This window comes from Labrenzia sp. THAF35, from assembly GCF_009363595.1.
Lineage (GTDB): Bacteria > Pseudomonadota > Alphaproteobacteria > Rhizobiales > Stappiaceae > Roseibium > Roseibium algicola.
On the sequence record NZ_CP045381.1, the window covers coordinates 91,252 to 109,593 of the forward strand.

Genomic DNA, 18,342 nt, shown 5'->3' on the forward strand with positions numbered 1-18,342 from the left:
GCTCTGGAAATCGTCCGGCTTTCTCAGCGCCGGTTTCTGATCTGATCGACGTAGACCGCCAGAATGACGATGACCCCGATCACGATTTGCTGGATGAATGCGGACACGCCGGCCATGTTGAGGCCGTTCCGCAGAACGCCGATGATGGCTGCGCCGATCATCGTTCCGGAAATATTGCCGACGCCGCCCATGAGCGAAGCCCCGCCGATGACGGCCGCGGCGATCGCGTCGAGCTCGTACATGACGCCTTCGTTCGGCTGCACCGTCACGAGACGGGACATCAGGACGTTGCCCGCGAGCCCGGCAAGCGCTCCTGAAAGGACGTAGGCAAAGATCTTGGTGCGATCGACCAGGACACCGGAGAGACGCGCGGCTTCCTCGTTCGAACCTGTGGCATAGATATGCCGGCCGATCTGGCGGCGCCTGAGAAGATAGGCTGCGGCAAGTGCGACAACCGCGAGCAGAATGACCGGATAGGGAATTCCGGGGAAGACGACTTTCGGGAAGATGCCGCCGGTTTTCTCCACGATGCGGAACAAGGAGCCATTGCCCAGAAGACCGAAACTTTCGCCCAAGCGCGAAATCGGCGCTGCGCCCGTCAGCTGGAGGGCAACGCCGCGGGCGATCAGCATCATGCCGAGCGTTGCCACGAACGGGGTGATCCGCATTTTCGTAATGACGAAGCCGTTGACGAAACCGCAAGCGGCGCCGGCCATCACGCCGATCGCCATGGCGGGACCGACCGGCACGCCTGCCTTGATGCTCAATCCGGTGATGGTTCCCGAAAGGGCAAGTACGGAGCCGACGCTCAGGTCGATGCCGCCGGTAATGATGACCATCGTCATCCCGATGCCCAGCAAGCCGATGACGGACGTCTGCAGCAGCACAGTCAGGCCGTTGTTGATGGAGAAAAAGGCCGCGTTTCCAAACGAGAACGCGAAGATCAGCAGGGCAAGGGTCAGGAGCGCCGATAACTTGTGAAAGGAACCGGCAGACAGTTTGAAGGTCCAGGAAGCAGGCTCTGCGCCTCGATCAAGATCCGCCATAAATCCTCCCGGGCCGGATATTGAATAAAATTATTAAAAACAATATGAGGTCAGGCAATGCGACGCGTCAACAGTTTTTTATTTTTTAATACAAACAATCGGAATTGTTCAGCGTTTTGGATATGTTAGGTTGCTGCCATGGCAAGAACGGACGAACGATTCAGGCGCGCATACAACAGGTTGCTGGACATCTGCAGCACCATGGCGATTGGCGACGAGTTGCCCGCCGAGACCGCGCTTGCGGACAAGATGGAAGTCAGCAGAACCATCGTACGCACCGCATTGCAAAAGCTGGACAGCGACAATCTCATTCGCTGGGAAGGTCGTACCAAGACGCTGATCCGGAAACCGCAGGCGGAGCACCGCCTGGTTCCTGCCGAAAGTTCCCTGTCCACGGAGGAGCTGGAGCACAGGTTCTTTGAATGGATCCTGCGTTTCGACGTTCCGGCGGGGACGTCGCTCAATGTGGCGCAACTGTCGCGGCAATTCGGTGTTCCCGTCCACAACCTGCAGGAATTTCTGGCCGGACTGAGCCGTCTCGGTCTTGTTGAGCGCCGTCCAAGAGGAGGCTGGTCGCTCCTTGGGTTCACGTCGGAATTTGCGGTTGAACTGTCAGAGTTTCGAATGGTTCTCGAGCTGAATGCTGTGCGGCAGCTGCTGACCCTTCCGCCCGAGCACGAGATCTGGAAAAAGCTCAAGGCCTTGAAGCGCGAGCATGAGGACCTGAAGTCGGTCCTTGAGGAGCGGTATCACGACTTCTCCCTGCTGGACGAAAAGTTTCATTCAGCCGTCAACAGCGTGGTCAAAAACCGGTTTGTCCTTGAGGCGCAGAAGCTCATCAAGCTTATCTTCAACTACCACTACATGTGGGACAAACGCGACGAACTGGAACGCAATGCGGCCGCGATCGAGGAGCATCTTGAATGGATCGACGCGATGCTCGACAAGGACGGCGCAAGGTCGGAAGCCGCAGCGCTAAAGCATCTGCGGAGATCGAAGGAAACGCTTCTGCAGTCGCTGCGGGTTCACAAGTTCGCCTGAAGGCCCTCTTGCGCAGGGGTGCCAAACACTCTTGAAAAGCCGGCAGGCGGTGCTTCGGCGAGGTAGTCGAGATTGCGCTTCAGGGATGAGGCCTTCGATGTGCCGAGCAGAACAGAGGCGACACCGGGATAGCTGTGGGCGAAGTGAAGGGCCGCGCTGGCAAGCGGAAGTCCCAGTGTCGCGGCCTGTTCCTTGAGCGCGGTCACCTTTGCCAGGATTTCCGCTGGCGCGGGTGCGTAATCGAACCAGGCGCCCTCAAGCGGTCCCGTTGCCAGAATTCCGGAATTGAAGATCCCGCCGAGAACCAGGCTTGTGCCTTTTTCCCGGCACCGCCCGACGAGTTGGTCTTCGGCTTCCCGGTCGAGCAGGGTCAGGCGTCCTGCAAGCAGGATGGCGTCCAGTTCGGTCTCGTTCATAAGGTCGAGACACACCCGGGTTTCATTCACGCCGAGGCCGAAGGCGCGGATTTTTCCCTTGTCTTTCAACCTTTGCAACCGGTCGAGCCCGGTCGCCAGCAAGTCCTGCATATGTGTTTCGTTTGAAGCGCCATGTGTGTAGGTGCCGATGTCGTGGATGTAGACGATATCGACATGGCGCGTCTGCAGCCGCTCAAAACTGCCTTCCAGCGACGCTTCAATGCCGTCACCTGAATAGTCGTAGCGAACAGCGTTCGGAAGCGGGTCGAAAAAACCGTCGGCCTCCTTCAGGGGAGTTCCCGGTGACAGAACGCGCCCAACCTTGGTGGACAGGACGTAGTCTTCACGCCGCCTGGATTTCAGGAACCGGCCTAGCCGCTCTTCCGACCGGCCACGGCCATAATGAGGTGCGGTGTCGAAGTACCGGATCCCGGCGTCCCAGGCAGACTGGAGAACTTCGTTTGCCTCTGGTTCCGGCACTACCCGACCCATGTTTCCGATGGCGGAGGCTCCGAAGGAGATATCCGTTACCAGAACACCTGTGTTGCCGATCTGTCTGCGTGCCCTCATGAGCGTGCTGCCTTGGCACCAGCCGCCACTGCATCCAGACGGGGCATCTGAAGTGACCCTTCGGCTTTCCGTGCCCAGGACAGGAAAGATGAAATACGTCGGTCTATCTTTTCCCCGTGGTTCTGTGCGATGTCGGCAAGCTTGTGGTCTAGAAACGGGTTCTTGAACCTGTCGATTGTCGTGGCGGCATAGGCTTCCGCTTCGTTCTTGCGGCCATGAGCCTCGAAGGCGGGGATGACTTCGCGTCGATAGAGATCTGTAAGGTCGGGGCCATAGTCGGGACTGTCAATCAGTTCCCGGACAAACTGCAGGGACGAACCGCCTGCAGCCAGCCATCGTGACACCAGATAAGTGTGTCCAAGGTTCAGGATGAAAAGCTTCAGGGTCTCGACCTGTTCCAGATCCCCGACCACCTGCACGCATGGGTGCACGCAGGGCAGAATGAGGCCGGGTTGTTTCTCTATTGCCCAAAGCGCATAGGGTTCGGCCACAGCTCCGGCGGGTTCCAGCGGTTCGGAGACGATCCTGTCGACCAGGGAATTCACCCAGGTCACGTTTGAGCGGAGCCAGTCTGCAAATTCAGGCGGGTAAAGAGCTGCAATGGAAAGGACGAGACCCTTCAGAACATTGCCGTTTTCGGGAATGAGTTCGGCCGGCATGACCTGCACCGGAGCGCCGCCCATGCCGAACCTTTGGAACAGGAACCACGTCAGCTTGGCCGGATAGGACATGTCGATGGAAAAGTCGGTGCTCTTGTCTGCCTCACTTGGCCGATAGCCCGCATCAGCGGTGTTTGAGAGGATAATCCTTGCTTCGCCGGCCACGGCTTTCGCGACCTCGGCAAGGTCTTCCGGCAAGGACAAGGCACGTTTGATGCTGCTGACGGTCTTGCTTGTGTCCACCAGGGTGCCGTTGTCGATGCCCTTGATCCGGACTTCGTAGCCGGAAGGGTCTGCAAGCGCCTTCAGGCGATGTGCCCGGGACGCGTTGCCACTGGTTTGAACCACCGTGATCGGACCGGCGTCCTGCCCCTCGGCAATGGCTTCGGAAACGAATAGATCCGCATGCGCTTGCAGGAAGCGGCTGGTCCCGAATTGAACGATCGCTGACGTCGACATGGCTCTCTCCCGAATGATTTTATGTTTATTATAATTATGAACATTTTAAATCAAGCAATTTCCGACCGCGGAAAAGATCAGGCGGGTTGTCGGGGAGTACTGACCTCAGCGGGTCAGTTTCCGCTGACCATGAACCTGGAACTGAACGGCAGACTGGCAGCACCGATCGCCTTCGGTGCCGGCACGATGTTGCCGGCGATTGCCTTGATCTGCGGGGCTGCTGCTTCCAGCTTCCGGCAGATGTCCTGGCAAATGCTTTCAGGCGCATAAGACGACAGGATGACTGTTTCGATTTCCACGAATTGACCGACACCATGCAGGGAGGCGCGCATCTGGGCAATCAGCCGTTCTTCCCAATCACTCACCAGAGCACCGTAGTCTGGCCAGGATCCGGACCGGTTCCAGAGCGGGTCGACTTCCTTGCCCTGTGCCGACAGGTCTCTCTCCAGCGCCGCAATGCCGACATCGAAGCTGACTTCTGAATTGCCGTTGTAGATCTGGTGATTGAGGACAAGGCGACCGTGCAGGTCGGCGCCGAGGTAAAAGAACATATAGTCCGAAAGCGTCTTGGCAGCGCCGAACATGCTCTCACCGCTGGCCGCTGCGGTGATGTCGTTCTGGACAAAAACGGCAATGCCGAGCTGTTCCTCGATCTCCGCCTGCAAGGCCTTGAAATAGGCTTCTTCGTCCATGCCGCCCGACAGTCGGCGGGGCAGGGCAAGACCGACGCCAGCCAGGCGTTCGCGTTCCGCATCCGGCAGCAGCTTCACCGCGCTCGCAATCGTCTCCAGAAATTCCGAATGGTTGCTGCCATGGGCAAGCTGTGGATTGGGCAAGGTCTTGTGAAAGCGGATCTTGCCGACAAAATCGATGAGAACGATATCGGTGTGTCGGTTGCCAACGCTGATCCCGATGGAATAAGCGCCTTCAGGGTTGAGGGTCAGCGGCACGGTTGGCGGGCCGACGCGCCCCTTTTGCGCTTCCCCCTTCGCCACCAGTCCTTCCTGCTCCAGCGACCTGACGAGTACGGACACGGTCTGCGCCGAAAGGCCCGTCTGTTCGCCGATCTCCAGCCGTGTCGTCGAGGAGTTCTGCAGAAGCAGCGAAAGCACCAGACGCTCGTTGTAGCTTCGCACACTGACGGCATTCAGGCCTGATGCACGGTCGGCTATGCGCAGCGGATTGGGCGGAGCAAATCTCATGTCAGGCATGGAAGGCCCTCCGTTGCCGTGCCGGATAAATTCCTGCCGGCAGCTGTGCGCGCAGCGAACTCATTTCCACCCGATCGCCTCCACTTCCCGCGCCAGGGCGACACCGAGATTCTCATGTGCCTGAGCATTGATGTGGAACCCGTCCAGCGGATCACAGGTCGAGACGGACCCAGCGTCGAAGAAATGCACTTCAAGCGAATCCGACATGATCTCGAACTGAAGGGCAAGTTCATGGGACTTCTGCTGGGCGGCCTTGAAGATGTTCTCCCATTCCTTGATGTCGTCCAGCATCGGCGGCGGCGAGACCACCATGATCTCGGGCACCGTTCCGTCAGGGCCGGGCGAGAGTTCCTTGATGTCGTGGATCAGGCAGCCGATGCCCATTGCCACTTCCGACGCCGGCTGGCTGAACCGGGCCTTCAGGTCGTTCGTGCCCAGCATTATGATGACAAGGTCCAGAGGAGCATGGCTCATGAGGCAGGGTCGCAGATAGGTGCGGCCATTCTTCAGCGCGCCTTCGATGGGGTCGTCATGCACCGTTGTCCGACCGCTGAGGCCTTCCTCGATGATGTGCCAGCCCTTGCCGAGTTCACGCGCAAGCACACCCGGCCACCGCTGCCGCAGAGTGTAGCGATCCAGTGGTGTCCCCCCTGGAATTTGTCCGTGCGTGTTCGAGTCGCCGTAACACAAGATCGTGCGCATGCTGGCAGCGTCCTGATTTAGTTATTGAAAACAGTCGGTTGTCCCGAAGGTTGGCCGAAACCTCTGTTGCCATACATTGCACCGCTCGCGGGATCTGACAAGCTTTCCAATTAATCATTCAATATGAATAACTATTGACAGGCAAGTCCTGCCGTGATTTTTAACGGACCTGGGAGGAGGTCCCACCCATCGCAGTTGCGTTCACCCGCCGCCGGAATGCGTTTCGGCGAACGGCATCGCCTTGTCTGCCGGCCGGCACCCGTTGTCGCTGCCGGAACGGCTGACCTGTGCGTAGAGGAAGGCTGTTCGCCGAGGTCAGGCGCTCGGCAGTCTTCCTGCAAGCAGATCAAAGGCCTGACCTTGGAGGAGGAATTTCGATGACATATTTCAAACCTGCCACGCTGGCGGGCTGTCTGGCGGTCGCCATCTCGTCATACCCTGCATTCGCGCAAGACACGTTTCTGATGGATGGTGTTACGGCCAGGGAAGGCGACAATCCGGTTGTCGAAGCGGACAAATACAAGAAGGATTGCCCCTGGACCATCGGCATGAGCCACTTTGGGGTGAACGCCAATACATGGACCGTTCAGGTGGCACATGAGTCCGAAGCGGCTGCTGCCAAGAACGACTGCATCACCAAGTTCATCCTGCTCGACGCCGGTTTCGACCAGAAAAAGCAGGTGGCCGATATCGAAGACCTGGTTGCACAGAACGTCGATGCGATCATCGTTCAGCCTGTGACGTCAACGTCTGCTGATGCGTCGATCGCCAAGGCCGTGGCGGCCGGCATTCCGGTTGTCCTGCACACCGGCCGTATCGAGAGCGATGCCTATACGACCGAGATCCAGGGCGGCGCCGAACACTTCGGCAAGGTGATGGGCGACTGGCTTGTCAACGAGGTTGGCACCGACGGCAAGATCTGGGTTCTGCGCGGTCTCGCCGGACACCCGGAAGACACCAACCGTTACAACGGCTTGCTGCAGTCTCTTGAAGGCACGAATGTCGAAGTCATCGCCGAGGAACATGGCGACTGGCAGTACGACAAGGCCAAGAACCTGTGTGAGACGCTTTATCTGAACAACCCGTCTGTCGACGGCATCTGGTCTTCCGGTGCCGACATGACCCGTGCCTGTGTTGACGTGTTCAAGCAGTTCGGCGCTGAAATTCCGCCGATTTCCGGCGAAGGCAACAACGGCTTTTTCGGTCAGTGGATCCGGGACGGATTTAAATCCGTGTCTGCGGAATACGCGCCTGCCCAGGGGGCTGCCGGTGTACGTGCTGCTGTCGCCCTGCTGGAAGGCAAGGAGCTGAAGAAGCACTACGACTACAACCCGGCAGGCTGGGACGTCGACAAGGCCAAGCAATATTACCGCGAGGACCTGTCCGCCAACGTCTGGTGGCCAACCGAGCTGCCGGAGGAAAAGCTGCAGGAGCTCTACGGCAAGAAATAGCCTCCTCCCGAGGCCGGACGGCCAGCCGGTGCTGCAGTTCCGCGCACCGGCTGGTCACCGACAGCAAAGATCCAGAGTATGATCCGGGGGAGAAGGCAATGACTTGCCTCGTTGAAATGTCGAACATTTCCAAATCGTTCGGCGGGAGCAAAGCAGTCGACGGTGTGTCACTCAAGCTCATGCCCGGCACGGTCCATGCCCTGATGGGTGAGAACGGTGCCGGCAAGTCGACGCTGATGAAGATCCTGGCCGGTGTCCACCAGCCGGACAGCGGGGAAATCTTCCGCGAGGGGCGGAAAGCTGGTTTCGAGACGCCGAGGGAAGCTCTTGAAGCAGGCATATCGACCGTGTTTCAGGAGCTGTCTCTGCTCGCCAACCTGACGATTGCGGAAAACATGTTCCTCGGCAGGGAACCGGTTACAGCATTCGGAACGGTCGACAGGGCAAGGATGCGGCGCGAAACCCGCAAGGCCCTTGCCGCGTTGGGGCTGGAGTTGAACCCCGATATTCTGGTTTCCGAGCTGTCGATTGCGGAGCGCCAGTTCGTTGAAATTGCCCATGGCATCAAGGCGGATGCCTCGGCGTTCATTCTGGACGAACCGACAGCCGCGCTGAATGCGGCTGATGTCGAGGTGATGAATGCGCAGATCAGGCGCTTGCGTGATGAAGGCAAGGCGATTGTCTATATTTCGCACCGCATGGACGAGATATTCGGCATCTGCGACACGGTGACGGTTCTCAAGGACGGCAAGCTGGTTGCAACGCGGCCCCTGAGCGGCATGAAGCCGGACAGCCTCATTGCCCTGATGGTCGGCCGCGAACTGCAGGACCTCTTTCCCGCACGCGGAAAAGCGTCAACAGAAACCGTCCTCGACCTTGAAGACTTCAGGATCGATCCGGGCAGCACACCGCTGTCCCTTCATGTCAACAAGGGCGAGATCGTCGCCCTTGCTGGACTGGAAGGGCAGGGACAACAGCAATTGCTGAGATCGCTCGCAGGGCTTTACCCGGCTTCGACAGGCACCGCGTCCATCAAGGGCAAGACCTTGCCGCTCCCCGCGCCGAAAGCATCCGGCATCCGGCAGCTCCAGGCGAGGAAAGTCGGCTTCGTTCCCGAAGACCGGAAGGAAGAGGGTCTCTTCCTGGGGCTTTCCATCGCCCACAACATTGCCGTCGGTCTGTCTTCCGTGCATGGCGAACTCTCCATCGCGCACGACTATCGCAAGGCGATTGCCGAGACGATGGCCAGTATGAACATCAAGGCGTCCGGTCCATCCGCGCAGGTCGGCACGCTTTCGGGTGGCAACCAGCAGAAGGTGCTCCTGGGGCGCTACCTTGCGGCCGGTCTTGATCTGCTGCTCATCGAAGAACCGACCCGGGGTGTCGATATCGGGGCGAAGGCGGAAATCTACAAGCTGTTGCGCAGCTTTGCGGACGAGGGGGGCGCGGTTCTGGTTCTTTCCCGCGAGACAATTGAGCTCATCGGCCTGTGCGACCGCATTTATGTCGTCCATGGCAAGGCCATTGTCGCGGAGCTGCCCGCCGAGACCGCAACGGAGCACCAGATCCTGAACGCTGCCTTGAGCGCCTGACCCTGCCCACAAGATTGAAGTGATCATGACACAAGCATTTCTCGCGAAGTTGACGCAGCCGAACGGCCGGCAGGGTTTGTGGATGCTGCCCTTGCTGATCGCCATCGCCATAAGCATTTATCTCGGCCTTCGCACCGACCAGTTCCTCGGTTCTGAAAACCTCTTCAACCTGATTGCCCAGGCGATGCCGTTGGTCATCACGGCCATTGGCCAGATGTTTGTGGTTGTGGTGGGCGGCCTCGATCTGTCGGTGGGTTCCCTCATCAGCTTCACGACGGCCATTCTGGCGCTTGATGCGCCGGGCTACGTGACGATACCGGCGGTTTTCCTGTTCGCCGTATTGGTCGGCCTCAGCAACGGCCTTGTGATCACCCGGCTGAATGTCCACCCGATCATCGCAACGCTGGCAATGCAGTATGTCATTCTGGGTATCACGCGCATCCTGCGTCCGGTTTCCGGAGGCACCGTGCCCGATATCGTCATCCAGTCGGTCGGCGGCACGTTTCTCGGAGTGCCGATGCCGGTGTTCTGGGGTGTCGCGGTGGTTCTGGTGGCCTGGAAACTGCTGCATGGATCGCGCTTCGGCCTGCATCTGTTTGCGATCGGCGGCGGAGCTGCAAACGGCACGCCGGATGCTGCGCGCAATTTCGGCGTTCCGGATCGTCGAAACATCCTGCTCGCCTATGTCGCCTGTTCGTGTTTTGCGGCCCTTGCCGGTGTCTTCCTGGCCGGCCGGATTGTTTCGGGCGATCCCAATGTCGGTCTCTTGTTCGAACTGGATGCGATTACGGCTGTCGCCGTCGGCGGAACACAGCTCTCCGGCGGTATCGGCAGCCTGCAGGGCACGGTGATCGGGGCACTGGTCCTGGCGCTCCTGTCCAACGGCATGAACCTCACCAACGTGTCGCCCTTCATCCAGACCGCGATCAAGGGCGGTCTCCTGCTCCTGGTCGTGGGGCTCCAGACCCGCAAGAAGATAGGGCTTTGATCATGTCTGCGATCGTGAAGCATCCTTTCCTGCAGCGCCTGCTGCGTGTTCCGCCGGCATACTACGTGTTCGCCATCCTGCTGATCACGCTCTGGATTGCCAGGCCGCACATGCTCAACGCCAATATCATGGGCATCTTCATTCGCCAGGTCGCGCCGCTCGGCGTGCTGGTACTGGCTCAGTTGCTGGTCATGCGCGTGAAGAGCATCGACCTTTCCGGCGGTGGCATCATCCTGTTGGTCAACTACTTCATTTCCTCGGGGATCTTTCCCGGGGCGTCGATGCCGTTCTTCATCGGGCTTAGTCTGGCAACCGGTACCGCGATCGGCCTCTTCAACGGCTGGATGATCGGCAAGCGCCGGGTTTCTGCGGTTATCGTCACACTGGCGGTCAGCATCATCCTGGTCGGGTTCGTGCAGTATCTTTCAAGCGGCAAACCACCCGGAGACGTGCCGTCCTACCTGAACGACATCTACAACATCAAATGGGGCCCGGCCCCGGTTCCGGTGCTGTTCTGGTTCGCCCTGACCGTGGTGATGGCGCTGTTTCTCTCAAAGACGGTGTTCGGCAGATATGTCACTTCGGTCGGCGAGAACCCGGAGGCCGCACATTTTTCAGGAGTACCGGTCGAGCGGACCGTCATTCTTGCCCACACGCTGGCCGGTTTCATCGCTGCGGTTGCAGCCCTGGTGCAAACCGCCTCCATCGCGGTCGGCAGTGTCCGGGTTGGTCTCGATCTGCCTATCCTGGCGGTGGCTGCTACCATTCTCGGCGGGGTCGTTTTCGGCCGGGGCGAAGGCGGTGTCTGGGGCCCGTTCTTCGGTGTCCTGTCCTTCGCCCTTCTGTTCGTGGTGATGACCACCTTCGGCATCGATGACCCGGGCAAGCTCATTGCCCAGGGGCTGATCATCCTGCTCGCCGCCATCTTCTACGGCATCAGAACGTCCAGATCCAATTGAGCCTTTCCGTAAAATTTGAGGAGGAAACAATGGCAAACGAAAAGTCGATACTTTGCTTTGGGGATTCGCTGACCTGGGGCTGGATCCCCGTCGTCGAAGGCGCCCCCACAATGCGCTACCCGTATGAACAGCGCTGGACGGGGGCAATGGCCGCCGAGCTGGGCGAAGGGTACCGGATTATCGAAGAAGGCCTCAGTGCCCGCACGACGAGCGCCGATGATCCCAACGATACCCGTCTGAACGGCAGCCAGTACCTGCCGTCGGCCCTTGCCAGCCACCTGCCGCTGGATCTGGCGATCATCCTTCTGGGAACCAACGACACCAAGCCGTTCTTCAATCGCACGCCCTATGACATTGCCTATGGCATGTCGAAGCTGGTCGGGCAGGTGCTGACATGTGGTGGCGGCATCGGCACGCCTTATCCGGCGCCAAAGTGCCTTGTCGTCGCACCGCCGCCCCTGACGCCTATGCCGCATCCCTATTTCCAGGGCATGTTTGGCGGGGCCCACGAAAAGTCGGCGGCGCTGGCCGAGCAATACCGGAACATGGCCGATTTCATGAAGGTCGATTTCCTGAGCGCAGCGGACCACATCACCACTGACGGCTGCGACGGCATTCATTTCACGGCCCAGAACAACATCGATCTGGGCAAGGCCATTGCCGGAAAGGTTCGTGAGATCCTGGACCGGCAGCAGGCCGAAGCGGCTTGATACTCCTGGTTCAGACCTGACAACTCTCCTTGCCGCCCGCCAGTGTAGCCAAAGCATGTGCGGGCGGCTTGACTTTGCATGAAATTCTTCGCAACTATCCCGTCATGAACAAAGCCGCCGCGACCAGCTACAAACGAGATTTCAGAGCTATCCCCAAAGCGGGAGAGTAGCCCCCGGCTCGGCTGTCATGCGCCCCGAGCCTCGGGGTAAATACTTGAGATGATGCAACAGGCACCGGTCCTGCCGGTCAAGATCATCGAAGCGCACAAATCACCACATCTTGAGACTTAACTCCGCCGTCCGGACGTGTTCCGTCCATTGGTGCCTGAAAGCACCCGGCAAGGGGGACTTTATGCGCGAACCGACTGATTTTGCTTCGAAGCCTGACATCGTCATCGGCACGACCGACTATGAACGATTGGAAGGCCTCGCTTCCTCGTTTGAAACACGATTGCCAACTGTCACGGAGGGTCTCCTGGCCGAATTGAGCCGGGCCAGACTCGTCCCTGACGGGGCGTTGCCTGCCGATAGTGTGAGAATGGGTTCCGTCGTCCGGTTCCGAACCAATGCTACGGACGAAAAGACCCTGCAGCTGGTCTTTCCGGGCGACGCGGATATCGCAAACGGCAGGATTTCCATCCTGACACCCATCGGCACCGCCCTCATTGGCCTTTCCGCGGGTCAGTCGATCACCTGGTGCGCAAACGACGGACGCCGGCATCGCCTAACCGTCGTGTCGGTCAGCCAGCCGCCGCTCGTCGGTGGAGGTTCGGAGCTGCAGTGCCTGGATCGCGGTTAGTCATGACTTCCGGCTCGCCGTTTCACAAACCCCGTTTCCTGGATCACGCAGGCAGTCTTCTCGCAGGAACTTAGCCCCTGCCGGTCTCTCGCACCCGAGACGGCCGGACAGGGGGAACAGTCTTGAAGCTGAAACCAGTTCCAACACCGGCCTTCGCCAAAGCGGGGCCGAAGGAGACACCGCATGCGCGAACCAAAGCAGTTTATCTTCACCAACAAGGACTACGCGACCCTGACCAGAATGGTGTCGCAATGTCCGCGAACCAATACGCCGTTTGTTTCCCTGCTGCGCCGGAAATTGGCGCAAGCCCACGTAGTGCCCTCATCGGAGATCCCGGTGAACGTCGTCACCATGAACAGCCGCGTGACCTTCCAGGTGGACGATCATGCACCCGACACAAGGGTGGTCATTCCCGATGAAGCCGACAGTCTTGTCGGCCTGACCTTGCCGATCACGACGACAACGGGAATGGCCCTGCTTGGCATGTCGGAAAAGCAAAGCATTGACCTCACTGGTTTCGGTCGTCAGAGCAGGACACTTACGGTGATCGGGGTTGCCTACCAACCAGAAGCCATGGGTGGCGTTCGCTTGGTTGTACCGCAAGGTCCGATATCCGCCAGACGGCAAGGCAGGCCTTTTCTGCATCTTGTTCACAGCTCGGATGAAGACGCAGAGGGCAATCTCGTTCACTTGCACCGGTAAATATGCACGATCCGCTGTCACCCGGCGCCGTATGCCGGGCGACAGCGAGGAATAGGTTTTGCTCGTCACCTTCTCAGCTGACCAGCTCTGCTGATGGTGTGCGTTGCCAGGCGAATTGCTCGAAATACGGCTCGATCGGCGTATTGGCCAGCTTGTTGGTGTAATTGCTCATCACCTTCTGGGAAATGGCAAGCACGACTTCGAGAACCTGTCGGCTGGTGAAACCGGCAGCCAGAAACGCCTCCATCTGCCGGTCGCCGGCCGATCCGCGCTCGCGAACCATCTGCAGCGTGAACCGGCGAAGCGCCTCAAGCCTGGGCGTCGGCAATGACGTTTCGTTGCGCAAGGCGTCCGAGACCGCATCATCAACGCCCATGCGTTTTGCGATGCCGGTGTGGGAGGGGACGCAGTAATGGCAATCGTGTTCGACGTTTATCGACTGCCAGACAACAGTCTTTTCCTCGTCCGTGAAGCTGCTTTCCAGAAAAAGCCGATGAAGAACCAGATACCCTTCCAGCAGGCCCGGAGCTTCCGCCATGACCGCATGGAGGTTGGGCACGACGCCGAACGTAGCCTTTGTTTGTTCGAGCAAGGGTTTGCTGCGATCCGGCGCCGTTTGTGCTGTGTGGATTTCAAATTCGGTCATGAAGATTGTCTCTTGTCAGTTTGAAAGCGGGGGAATGCGCTGCCGTTAGTCCTGCGCGTTCAAAAGTGTTCAGGCGGAGAGTTCGATGGCCAGCGCGGTGGCTTCGCCGCCGCCGATGCACAGCGCTGCAACGCCGCGCTGGGCTCCACGTGCTTTCAAGGCATGAATGAGCGTGACAACCAGACGGGCACCGGTCGCGCCGATCGGGTGGCCGAGCGCGCAGGCGCCGCCGTTGACGTTCAGCTTCTCGCGCGGAACGCCGATGTCATGTGCGGCAGCCATTGCGACCACCGCGAAGGCTTCGTTGATCTCCCAGAGGTCGACGTCATCGGCAGACCAGCCGGTGCGATCCAGAAGTTTGAGGATCGCCGGGATCGGCGCGGTCGTGTACCAGGCCGGGTCCTGCGAATGGGTCGCGTGGCCACGCACGATTGCTAACAGCGGCAGCCCGTTGGCTTGCGCATAGCTCTTGCGGGTCAGAACCAGTGCTGCGGCACCGTCCGCGTTGGCCGAGGCACTGGCAGCTGTGATGGTGCCGTTATCAGAAAAGGCCGGGCGAAGCCTCGGGATTTTTTCCGGATCGACCCGTCCCGGGATTTCGTCGTCCTCGATAGTGACCGTGCTTTTGCGGCCTGCGACCTCAAGAGGGATGATTTCATCCCGGAAGGCACCGCCGGTCACCGCCTTTTGCGCACGGACGAGCGTTTCCTGGGCAAAGGCGTCCTGGTCGGCGCGAGTGAAACCGTATTTTTCAGCGGCCGCTTCTCCGAAAGACCCCATCGGCCGGCCGGCCTCATAGGCATCCTCAAGGCCGTCGCGCATCATGTGGTCAAGTACCTCGCTGCTGCCGAACTTTCGACCCGCGCGCATTTGCGGCAACAGGAAGGGTGCGTTCGACATCGATTCCATGCCGCCTGCAACGGCGATGTCTGCCGATCGGGAAATCAGGAGATCGTGTGCGAGCATGATCGCCTTCATGCCGGAGCCGCAAACCTTGTTGAGTGTGGTTGCGCCCGTGTGGTCGGAAAGACCGGCTGCACGGGCCGCCTGCCGGGCCGGAGCCTGTCCCTGACCGGCAGGAAGAACGCAGCCCATCAGAACTTCACTGATCGAGTCTCGCCCAGCTCCCGCATCCTCAATTGCTGCTCCAATCGCTGCCGCGGCGAGCTTGGGAGCTGCTACGGGGCTCAAGGCCCCCATGAAAGCACCTAGCGGTGTGCGTCTGGCGGCGCAGATAACGATCGGATCGGGTTCGCTCATGGGTATCTCCTGGTTGGCGTCTTGAATTAGATTATGATCATAATTTATAAAATCAAGAATAGATTTGGATCGTAATCCGAATTACGATTCCAACAGCCAACGGAGGTGGAAATGCGTGTCAGCAGGGAAACGGCAGCCAGAAACCGCGAGAACGTCGTGAAAACCGCGAGCAGACAGTTTCGGGAACACGGCTACGACGGGATCGGTATCGCAGGACTGATGAAAGCTGCCGGGCTGACGCAGGGTGGCTTCTACAAGCAATTTGCCGACAAGGACGCCATCATCACCGAAGCAACACAGCAGGCGCTGGACGAAAATCTCGTCGCCTGGCAATCCGTTGTTGAAGGTCACCAGGACGACCCTTTGAACGCTCTACGACGCTGGTATCTATCCCGGGAACATGTCGACCGGCGTGACGCAGGTTGCGCTTATGCCGCGTTGGCGGCCGAAGCCCCGCGTCACGGCAAGGGTCTTCAGGATGCGTTTTGTGAAGCTGTTGAGAAATCCATCACCCTGCTGACCGACACTCGCGCCGAAAGTGCCCAGTCCCGCTGCGAGGCAATTCGGCTGATCACCGGCATGGTCGGGGCACTTGTCCTGTCACGGGCTGTCGGGGAGGGGGCGTTAAGCCAGGAAGTTCTCGATTGCGCGATTCTGGAACCGGCGCCTGGACGCTCGAAATAGGCAATGCCCCGGCGTCTCATGCGCCTTTTCACCGTTGTGTTGTGTGAGACCTGTTTTACGCTCAAGGGCGGCACGGCAATAAGGTGAAACCGGAAATAAGCATGCACGGCCGTTTTGGTGTCAATGAACCTCATGTCAAGCATCGGCAAAAACGGTCAATGGAGGACGGCCTGCGGCTTGAGAAATTGTCTCGTCCCATTTGGCCAGGACGGTTGCCGTGGAAAAGCGGTCCAGCGAAGGTGGGCCGGCCTCGCAAAAAGATCCGCGCAGCTCTGGGTCGGTAAGGACCCGAGTGATCGCCGTAGCAAGTGCCTCCTTGCTGCCCATCGGCACGAGCAGACCGGTGGTTCCGTCCTGCACGATTTCGCTGGGACCCCACGGGCAGTCGACGGACACAACGGCCATCCCGCTCGACATTGCCTCGAGGACGACATTCGCAAAACCTTCGAAGCGGGAACTCAGGGCAAATACGTCGCCGGGTGATACCCATTCGCCAGGAACTTGCGTGACACCCGAAAGATGGACGGCTTCCTGCAGCCCAAGGTCGGAAATCTGCTTTTCGAGTGCGGACCGCTCCGGCCCTTCGCCATAGATCGTCAACACCGCATCAGGGACGCGCTCCACAACCTGGGCGAAGCTGGCGATGAGAATATCAAAGCCTTTCTGCCGGTCGAGCCGTCCTACCGCGACCACCCTGCGACCTGCATCGGGCCGCGGCATGGCGCGGGGCAGCGGCGTGACCGGATTTGGAATAACGATGGTTTTTTTGCGAACGCGGGCGGGTTGTCTTGCACGTGCGCGCTCCGTCATGACGACGACACTGGTCGCTGCAAAGGCCGCCATCGGCCGAGACCAGCGCCAGAAGCGGCTCATTTGCTGAACATCAAAATTGTTGCGTTCGGATATGATCGTCGGCGTACCGGTACCTGCGGTCGCAAGGACCGTGATGACGTTGATCTTGGTCAGGAAGGAGACGACCATATCCGGTCTGATCCTTGCAAAGCGCCTGCGCAGATCCTTTACCCGTTGCATGGTGACAAAATTCCGAGAATTTTTGCCGGTGCGGGTTAGCCCTTCGACCTGAATCCTGGGGTCATAGGAAAAATAAGAGGTGGCATCGGTCGCATTCAGGGCGATCACATGTACATCGTCGCCAGCGGCAAGGCGGTGGTGCGCCAGCAGGTTGACGACTTTTTCAGCACCGCCTGCTCCGAGGCCCGCAAGAACAAACACAACACGCATTACGGATCCTTTCTCGCTGCGGGGCTGGTGAAGCCTTTCGATGTCGGATGCCTATTAGTCTCTGAATGTGCGATGTGGCCCCGGCCTCCAGCAACCATCACTTGATGCTCGTCGACGATGACCATACGGGTAAGCTTTGGCGTCATTGTAACGCTTCCCTTCGGATCGGCTTTTAGTGATGATTTGAAGAATGGAAGACCGAAATGCAGGTCCTGTTTTGCTTGACGGGACTTTGGGGTCCGGAGGTCGCCCCATGTCTCCACGCGCACTCATGCAGGGCGGCGATACCCCAGTGAATGCCGTTGCCGAGGGTCAGTGCCGACGCAGAGCCATCAAGCCGGACCGTATCAAGCGTGACTTCCGCTGCAGTTTTGATGTGTCCCCTTCCATTCGTCCGCGTACTTCTGGCTTGACGTCTTAAAGGGAATGCTTCAGCGGATAATTGACCGATAAGTTTACTATGTAGCTTGCCCATGTCACCCCACCATATTCAATTGGAAGCGAAATTTATTCTTGTATGAAGTATCTATGGCTACAGATTTACAGGACGTATTACGCTGAAAGTGGATTTCGCGTGCCCTTGATGAGCTGTAAAAAGAATATCCACCGAGAAATACACTGTAAAAAAATATAGCGTTGCCACCAACCGTATGGTTGGCATTCTTTATCAATCAGGAAGCAACTTGTTTTTGGATCTTTTTGTGTTGCCTAAGCTTTGTTATTTTCTAAATTGAAATAGAACCTTCCGTGTTCATGTCGTTTTCTTTTAGGAAACTTTCCAAAATCAAATTGCAATAGCTGCCATTCCAAACGTGGTCTTGCGCATTTTTCTACGAGCACTCTCCATGCTCGCAGATCGGACGATGCCACTTCCCTCACTGTGCTGTCAGGTTGCCCAACCCACTACGTGAACTTGCCGCACAGGAGCGAAGAAAAAAATGATAATTAGCCATCCGCCCTATATTAACAAATAATACACCATTAACGCTACGCAGGGAAAGCTTTGAATGTCGAAAGTTTTTCCGAGAGGCCTGAGACCTTTTAATCGCAAAGTTCGTCAACGCGATTGACCTCCAGGAAGGAAATAATCTTTAGTTTGACAATGCGAAGCTTGCAGTAATTCAAGAATAATTCTTGATGTGAATTGGGTGAAGAAAATGATTTACATCAGATATCGCAATACCTAGGTCAATTTATCGAGGCGC

At 58.5% G+C, this 18,342-nt stretch carries 17 protein-coding genes; 9 read left to right on the forward strand and 8 right to left on the reverse strand.

Going from position 1 to position 18,342, the window contains the following annotated elements; translation table 11 throughout:
* Nucleotides 1-23 precede the first annotated feature (23 nt).
* Nucleotides 24-1,046, reverse strand: a complete 1,023-nt coding sequence (locus FIU93_RS28755) for an ABC transporter permease (protein ID WP_152507791.1) — start codon at nt 1,044-1,046, stop codon at nt 24-26.
* Nucleotides 1,047-1,184: 138 nt separating this feature from the next.
* Here FIU93_RS28755 and FIU93_RS28760 point away from each other — a divergent pair, with 138 nt between their 5' ends.
* A complete protein-coding gene (locus tag FIU93_RS28760) occupies nt 1,185-2,087 on the forward strand; it encodes a GntR family transcriptional regulator (protein WP_023001505.1) in 903 nt (300 codons plus the stop codon).
* Here FIU93_RS28760 and FIU93_RS28765 read toward each other — a convergent pair.
* The 4 genes from FIU93_RS28765 to FIU93_RS28780 form a co-directional block, all read right to left on the reverse strand.
* Complete coding sequence (locus FIU93_RS28765; protein WP_152507792.1) at nt 2,072-3,073, reverse strand: aldo/keto reductase; 1,002 nt, start codon at nt 3,071-3,073, stop codon at nt 2,072-2,074. The two genes, FIU93_RS28760 and FIU93_RS28765, sit on opposite strands and share 16 nt — an antisense overlap.
* The gene (locus FIU93_RS28770) at nt 3,070-4,191 is read right to left on the reverse strand and encodes a mannitol dehydrogenase family protein (protein WP_152507793.1); all 1,122 of its coding nucleotides are present in this window, start codon (nt 4,189-4,191) and stop codon (nt 3,070-3,072) included. The genes FIU93_RS28765 and FIU93_RS28770 overlap by 4 nt, the downstream gene beginning before the upstream one ends.
* A 113-nt stretch (nt 4,192-4,304) precedes the next feature.
* Nucleotides 4,305-5,402 carry an ROK family transcriptional regulator gene (locus FIU93_RS28775; RefSeq protein WP_152507794.1) on the reverse strand — a complete coding sequence of 366 codons (1,098 nt, stop codon included), beginning with the start codon at nt 5,400-5,402 and terminating at the stop codon, nt 4,305-4,307.
* A gap of 60 nt (nt 5,403-5,462) precedes the next feature.
* The gene (locus tag FIU93_RS28780) at nt 5,463-6,104 is read right to left on the reverse strand and encodes an SGNH/GDSL hydrolase family protein (RefSeq protein ID WP_152507795.1); all 642 of its coding nucleotides are present in this window, start codon (nt 6,102-6,104) and stop codon (nt 5,463-5,465) included.
* Between the two features lie 377 nt (nt 6,105-6,481).
* On the opposite strand from FIU93_RS28780, the gene FIU93_RS28785 reads away from it, so the two are divergent.
* The 7 genes from FIU93_RS28785 to FIU93_RS28815 all read left to right on the forward strand — a co-directional run bounded on the left by FIU93_RS28785 (nt 6,482) and on the right by FIU93_RS28815 (nt 13,305).
* Nucleotides 6,482-7,555: a substrate-binding domain-containing protein gene (locus FIU93_RS28785; protein ID WP_152507796.1), complete on the forward strand. Its 1,074-nt coding sequence runs from the start codon at nt 6,482-6,484 to the stop codon at nt 7,553-7,555.
* 98 nt (nt 7,556-7,653) lie between these two features.
* Nucleotides 7,654-9,147, forward strand: a complete 1,494-nt coding sequence (locus tag FIU93_RS28790; RefSeq protein WP_152507797.1) for a sugar ABC transporter ATP-binding protein — start codon at nt 7,654-7,656, stop codon at nt 9,145-9,147.
* A 25-nt stretch (nt 9,148-9,172) separates the two neighbouring features.
* Entirely contained in the window at nt 9,173-10,135 is a 963-nt protein-coding gene (locus tag FIU93_RS28795; protein WP_152507798.1) for an ABC transporter permease, read from the forward strand.
* Between the two features lie 2 nt (nt 10,136-10,137).
* A complete protein-coding gene (locus FIU93_RS28800) occupies nt 10,138-11,094 on the forward strand; it encodes an ABC transporter permease (protein ID WP_023001496.1) in 957 nt (318 codons plus the stop codon).
* A 29-nt stretch (nt 11,095-11,123) separates the two neighbouring features.
* A complete protein-coding gene (locus tag FIU93_RS28805) occupies nt 11,124-11,804 on the forward strand; it encodes an SGNH/GDSL hydrolase family protein (RefSeq protein WP_152507799.1) in 681 nt (226 codons plus the stop codon).
* A 352-nt stretch (nt 11,805-12,156) separates the two neighbouring features.
* Nucleotides 12,157-12,603, forward strand: a complete 447-nt coding sequence (rnk, locus tag FIU93_RS28810; RefSeq protein ID WP_152507800.1) for a nucleoside diphosphate kinase regulator — start codon at nt 12,157-12,159, stop codon at nt 12,601-12,603.
* A 183-nt stretch (nt 12,604-12,786) separates the two neighbouring features.
* Nucleotides 12,787-13,305 (forward strand): nucleoside-diphosphate kinase, encoded by a 519-nt coding sequence (locus tag FIU93_RS28815; protein ID WP_152507801.1) that lies wholly within the window; start codon nt 12,787-12,789, stop codon nt 13,303-13,305.
* Between the two features lie 73 nt (nt 13,306-13,378).
* Here FIU93_RS28815 and FIU93_RS28820 read toward each other — a convergent pair whose 3' ends face one another.
* Entirely contained in the window at nt 13,379-13,951 is a 573-nt protein-coding gene (locus tag FIU93_RS28820; RefSeq protein WP_152507802.1) for a carboxymuconolactone decarboxylase family protein, read from the reverse strand.
* 69 nt (nt 13,952-14,020) lie between these two features.
* Nucleotides 14,021-15,211, reverse strand: a complete 1,191-nt coding sequence (locus tag FIU93_RS28825) for an acetyl-CoA C-acyltransferase (protein ID WP_152507803.1) — start codon at nt 15,209-15,211, stop codon at nt 14,021-14,023.
* Between the two features lie 111 nt (nt 15,212-15,322).
* Between FIU93_RS28825 and FIU93_RS28830 the strand changes: the two genes are divergently transcribed.
* Nucleotides 15,323-15,895: a TetR/AcrR family transcriptional regulator gene (locus FIU93_RS28830; RefSeq protein ID WP_023001490.1), complete on the forward strand. Its 573-nt coding sequence runs from the start codon at nt 15,323-15,325 to the stop codon at nt 15,893-15,895.
* Nucleotides 15,896-16,030: 135 nt separating this feature from the next.
* Here the strand turns inward: FIU93_RS28830 and FIU93_RS28835 are convergent, their stop codons facing one another.
* Nucleotides 16,031-17,137: a glycosyltransferase family 4 protein gene (locus tag FIU93_RS28835; RefSeq protein WP_152507804.1), complete on the reverse strand. Its 1,107-nt coding sequence runs from the start codon at nt 17,135-17,137 to the stop codon at nt 16,031-16,033.
* Nucleotides 17,138-18,342 lie beyond the last annotated feature (1,205 nt).

Bases quoted from the DNA above. Each gene is read 5' to 3' on its own strand.
- rnk (WP_152507800.1), top strand. From the start codon at position 12,157: ATGCGCGAACCGACTGATTTTGCTTCGAAGCCTGACATCGTCATCGGC.
- FIU93_RS28785 (WP_152507796.1), top strand. From the start codon at position 6,482: ATGACATATTTCAAACCTGCCACGCTGGCGGGCTGTCTGGCGGTCGCC.
- FIU93_RS28775 (WP_152507794.1), bottom strand. From the start codon at position 5,402: ATGCCTGACATGAGATTTGCTCCGCCCAATCCGCTGCGCATAGCCGAC.
- FIU93_RS28825 (WP_152507803.1), bottom strand. From the start codon at position 15,211: ATGAGCGAACCCGATCCGATCGTTATCTGCGCCGCCAGACGCACACCG.
- FIU93_RS28805 (WP_152507799.1), top strand. From the start codon at position 11,124: ATGGCAAACGAAAAGTCGATACTTTGCTTTGGGGATTCGCTGACCTGG.
- FIU93_RS28780 (WP_152507795.1), bottom strand. From the start codon at position 6,104: ATGCGCACGATCTTGTGTTACGGCGACTCGAACACGCACGGACAAATT.
- FIU93_RS28765 (WP_152507792.1), bottom strand. From the start codon at position 3,073: ATGAGGGCACGCAGACAGATCGGCAACACAGGTGTTCTGGTAACGGAT.
- FIU93_RS28770 (WP_152507793.1), bottom strand. From the start codon at position 4,191: ATGTCGACGTCAGCGATCGTTCAATTCGGGACCAGCCGCTTCCTGCAA.
- FIU93_RS28755 (WP_152507791.1), bottom strand. From the start codon at position 1,046: ATGGCGGATCTTGATCGAGGCGCAGAGCCTGCTTCCTGGACCTTCAAA.
- FIU93_RS28790 (WP_152507797.1), top strand. From the start codon at position 7,654: ATGACTTGCCTCGTTGAAATGTCGAACATTTCCAAATCGTTCGGCGGG.
- FIU93_RS28820 (WP_152507802.1), bottom strand. From the start codon at position 13,951: ATGACCGAATTTGAAATCCACACAGCACAAACGGCGCCGGATCGCAGC.
- FIU93_RS28795 (WP_152507798.1), top strand. From the start codon at position 9,173: ATGACACAAGCATTTCTCGCGAAGTTGACGCAGCCGAACGGCCGGCAG.
- FIU93_RS28830 (WP_023001490.1), top strand. From the start codon at position 15,323: ATGCGTGTCAGCAGGGAAACGGCAGCCAGAAACCGCGAGAACGTCGTG.
- FIU93_RS28815 (WP_152507801.1), top strand. From the start codon at position 12,787: ATGCGCGAACCAAAGCAGTTTATCTTCACCAACAAGGACTACGCGACC.
- FIU93_RS28760 (WP_023001505.1), top strand. From the start codon at position 1,185: ATGGCAAGAACGGACGAACGATTCAGGCGCGCATACAACAGGTTGCTG.
- FIU93_RS28835 (WP_152507804.1), bottom strand. From the start codon at position 17,137: ATGCGTGTTGTGTTTGTTCTTGCGGGCCTCGGAGCAGGCGGTGCTGAA.
- FIU93_RS28800 (WP_023001496.1), top strand. From the start codon at position 10,138: ATGTCTGCGATCGTGAAGCATCCTTTCCTGCAGCGCCTGCTGCGTGTT.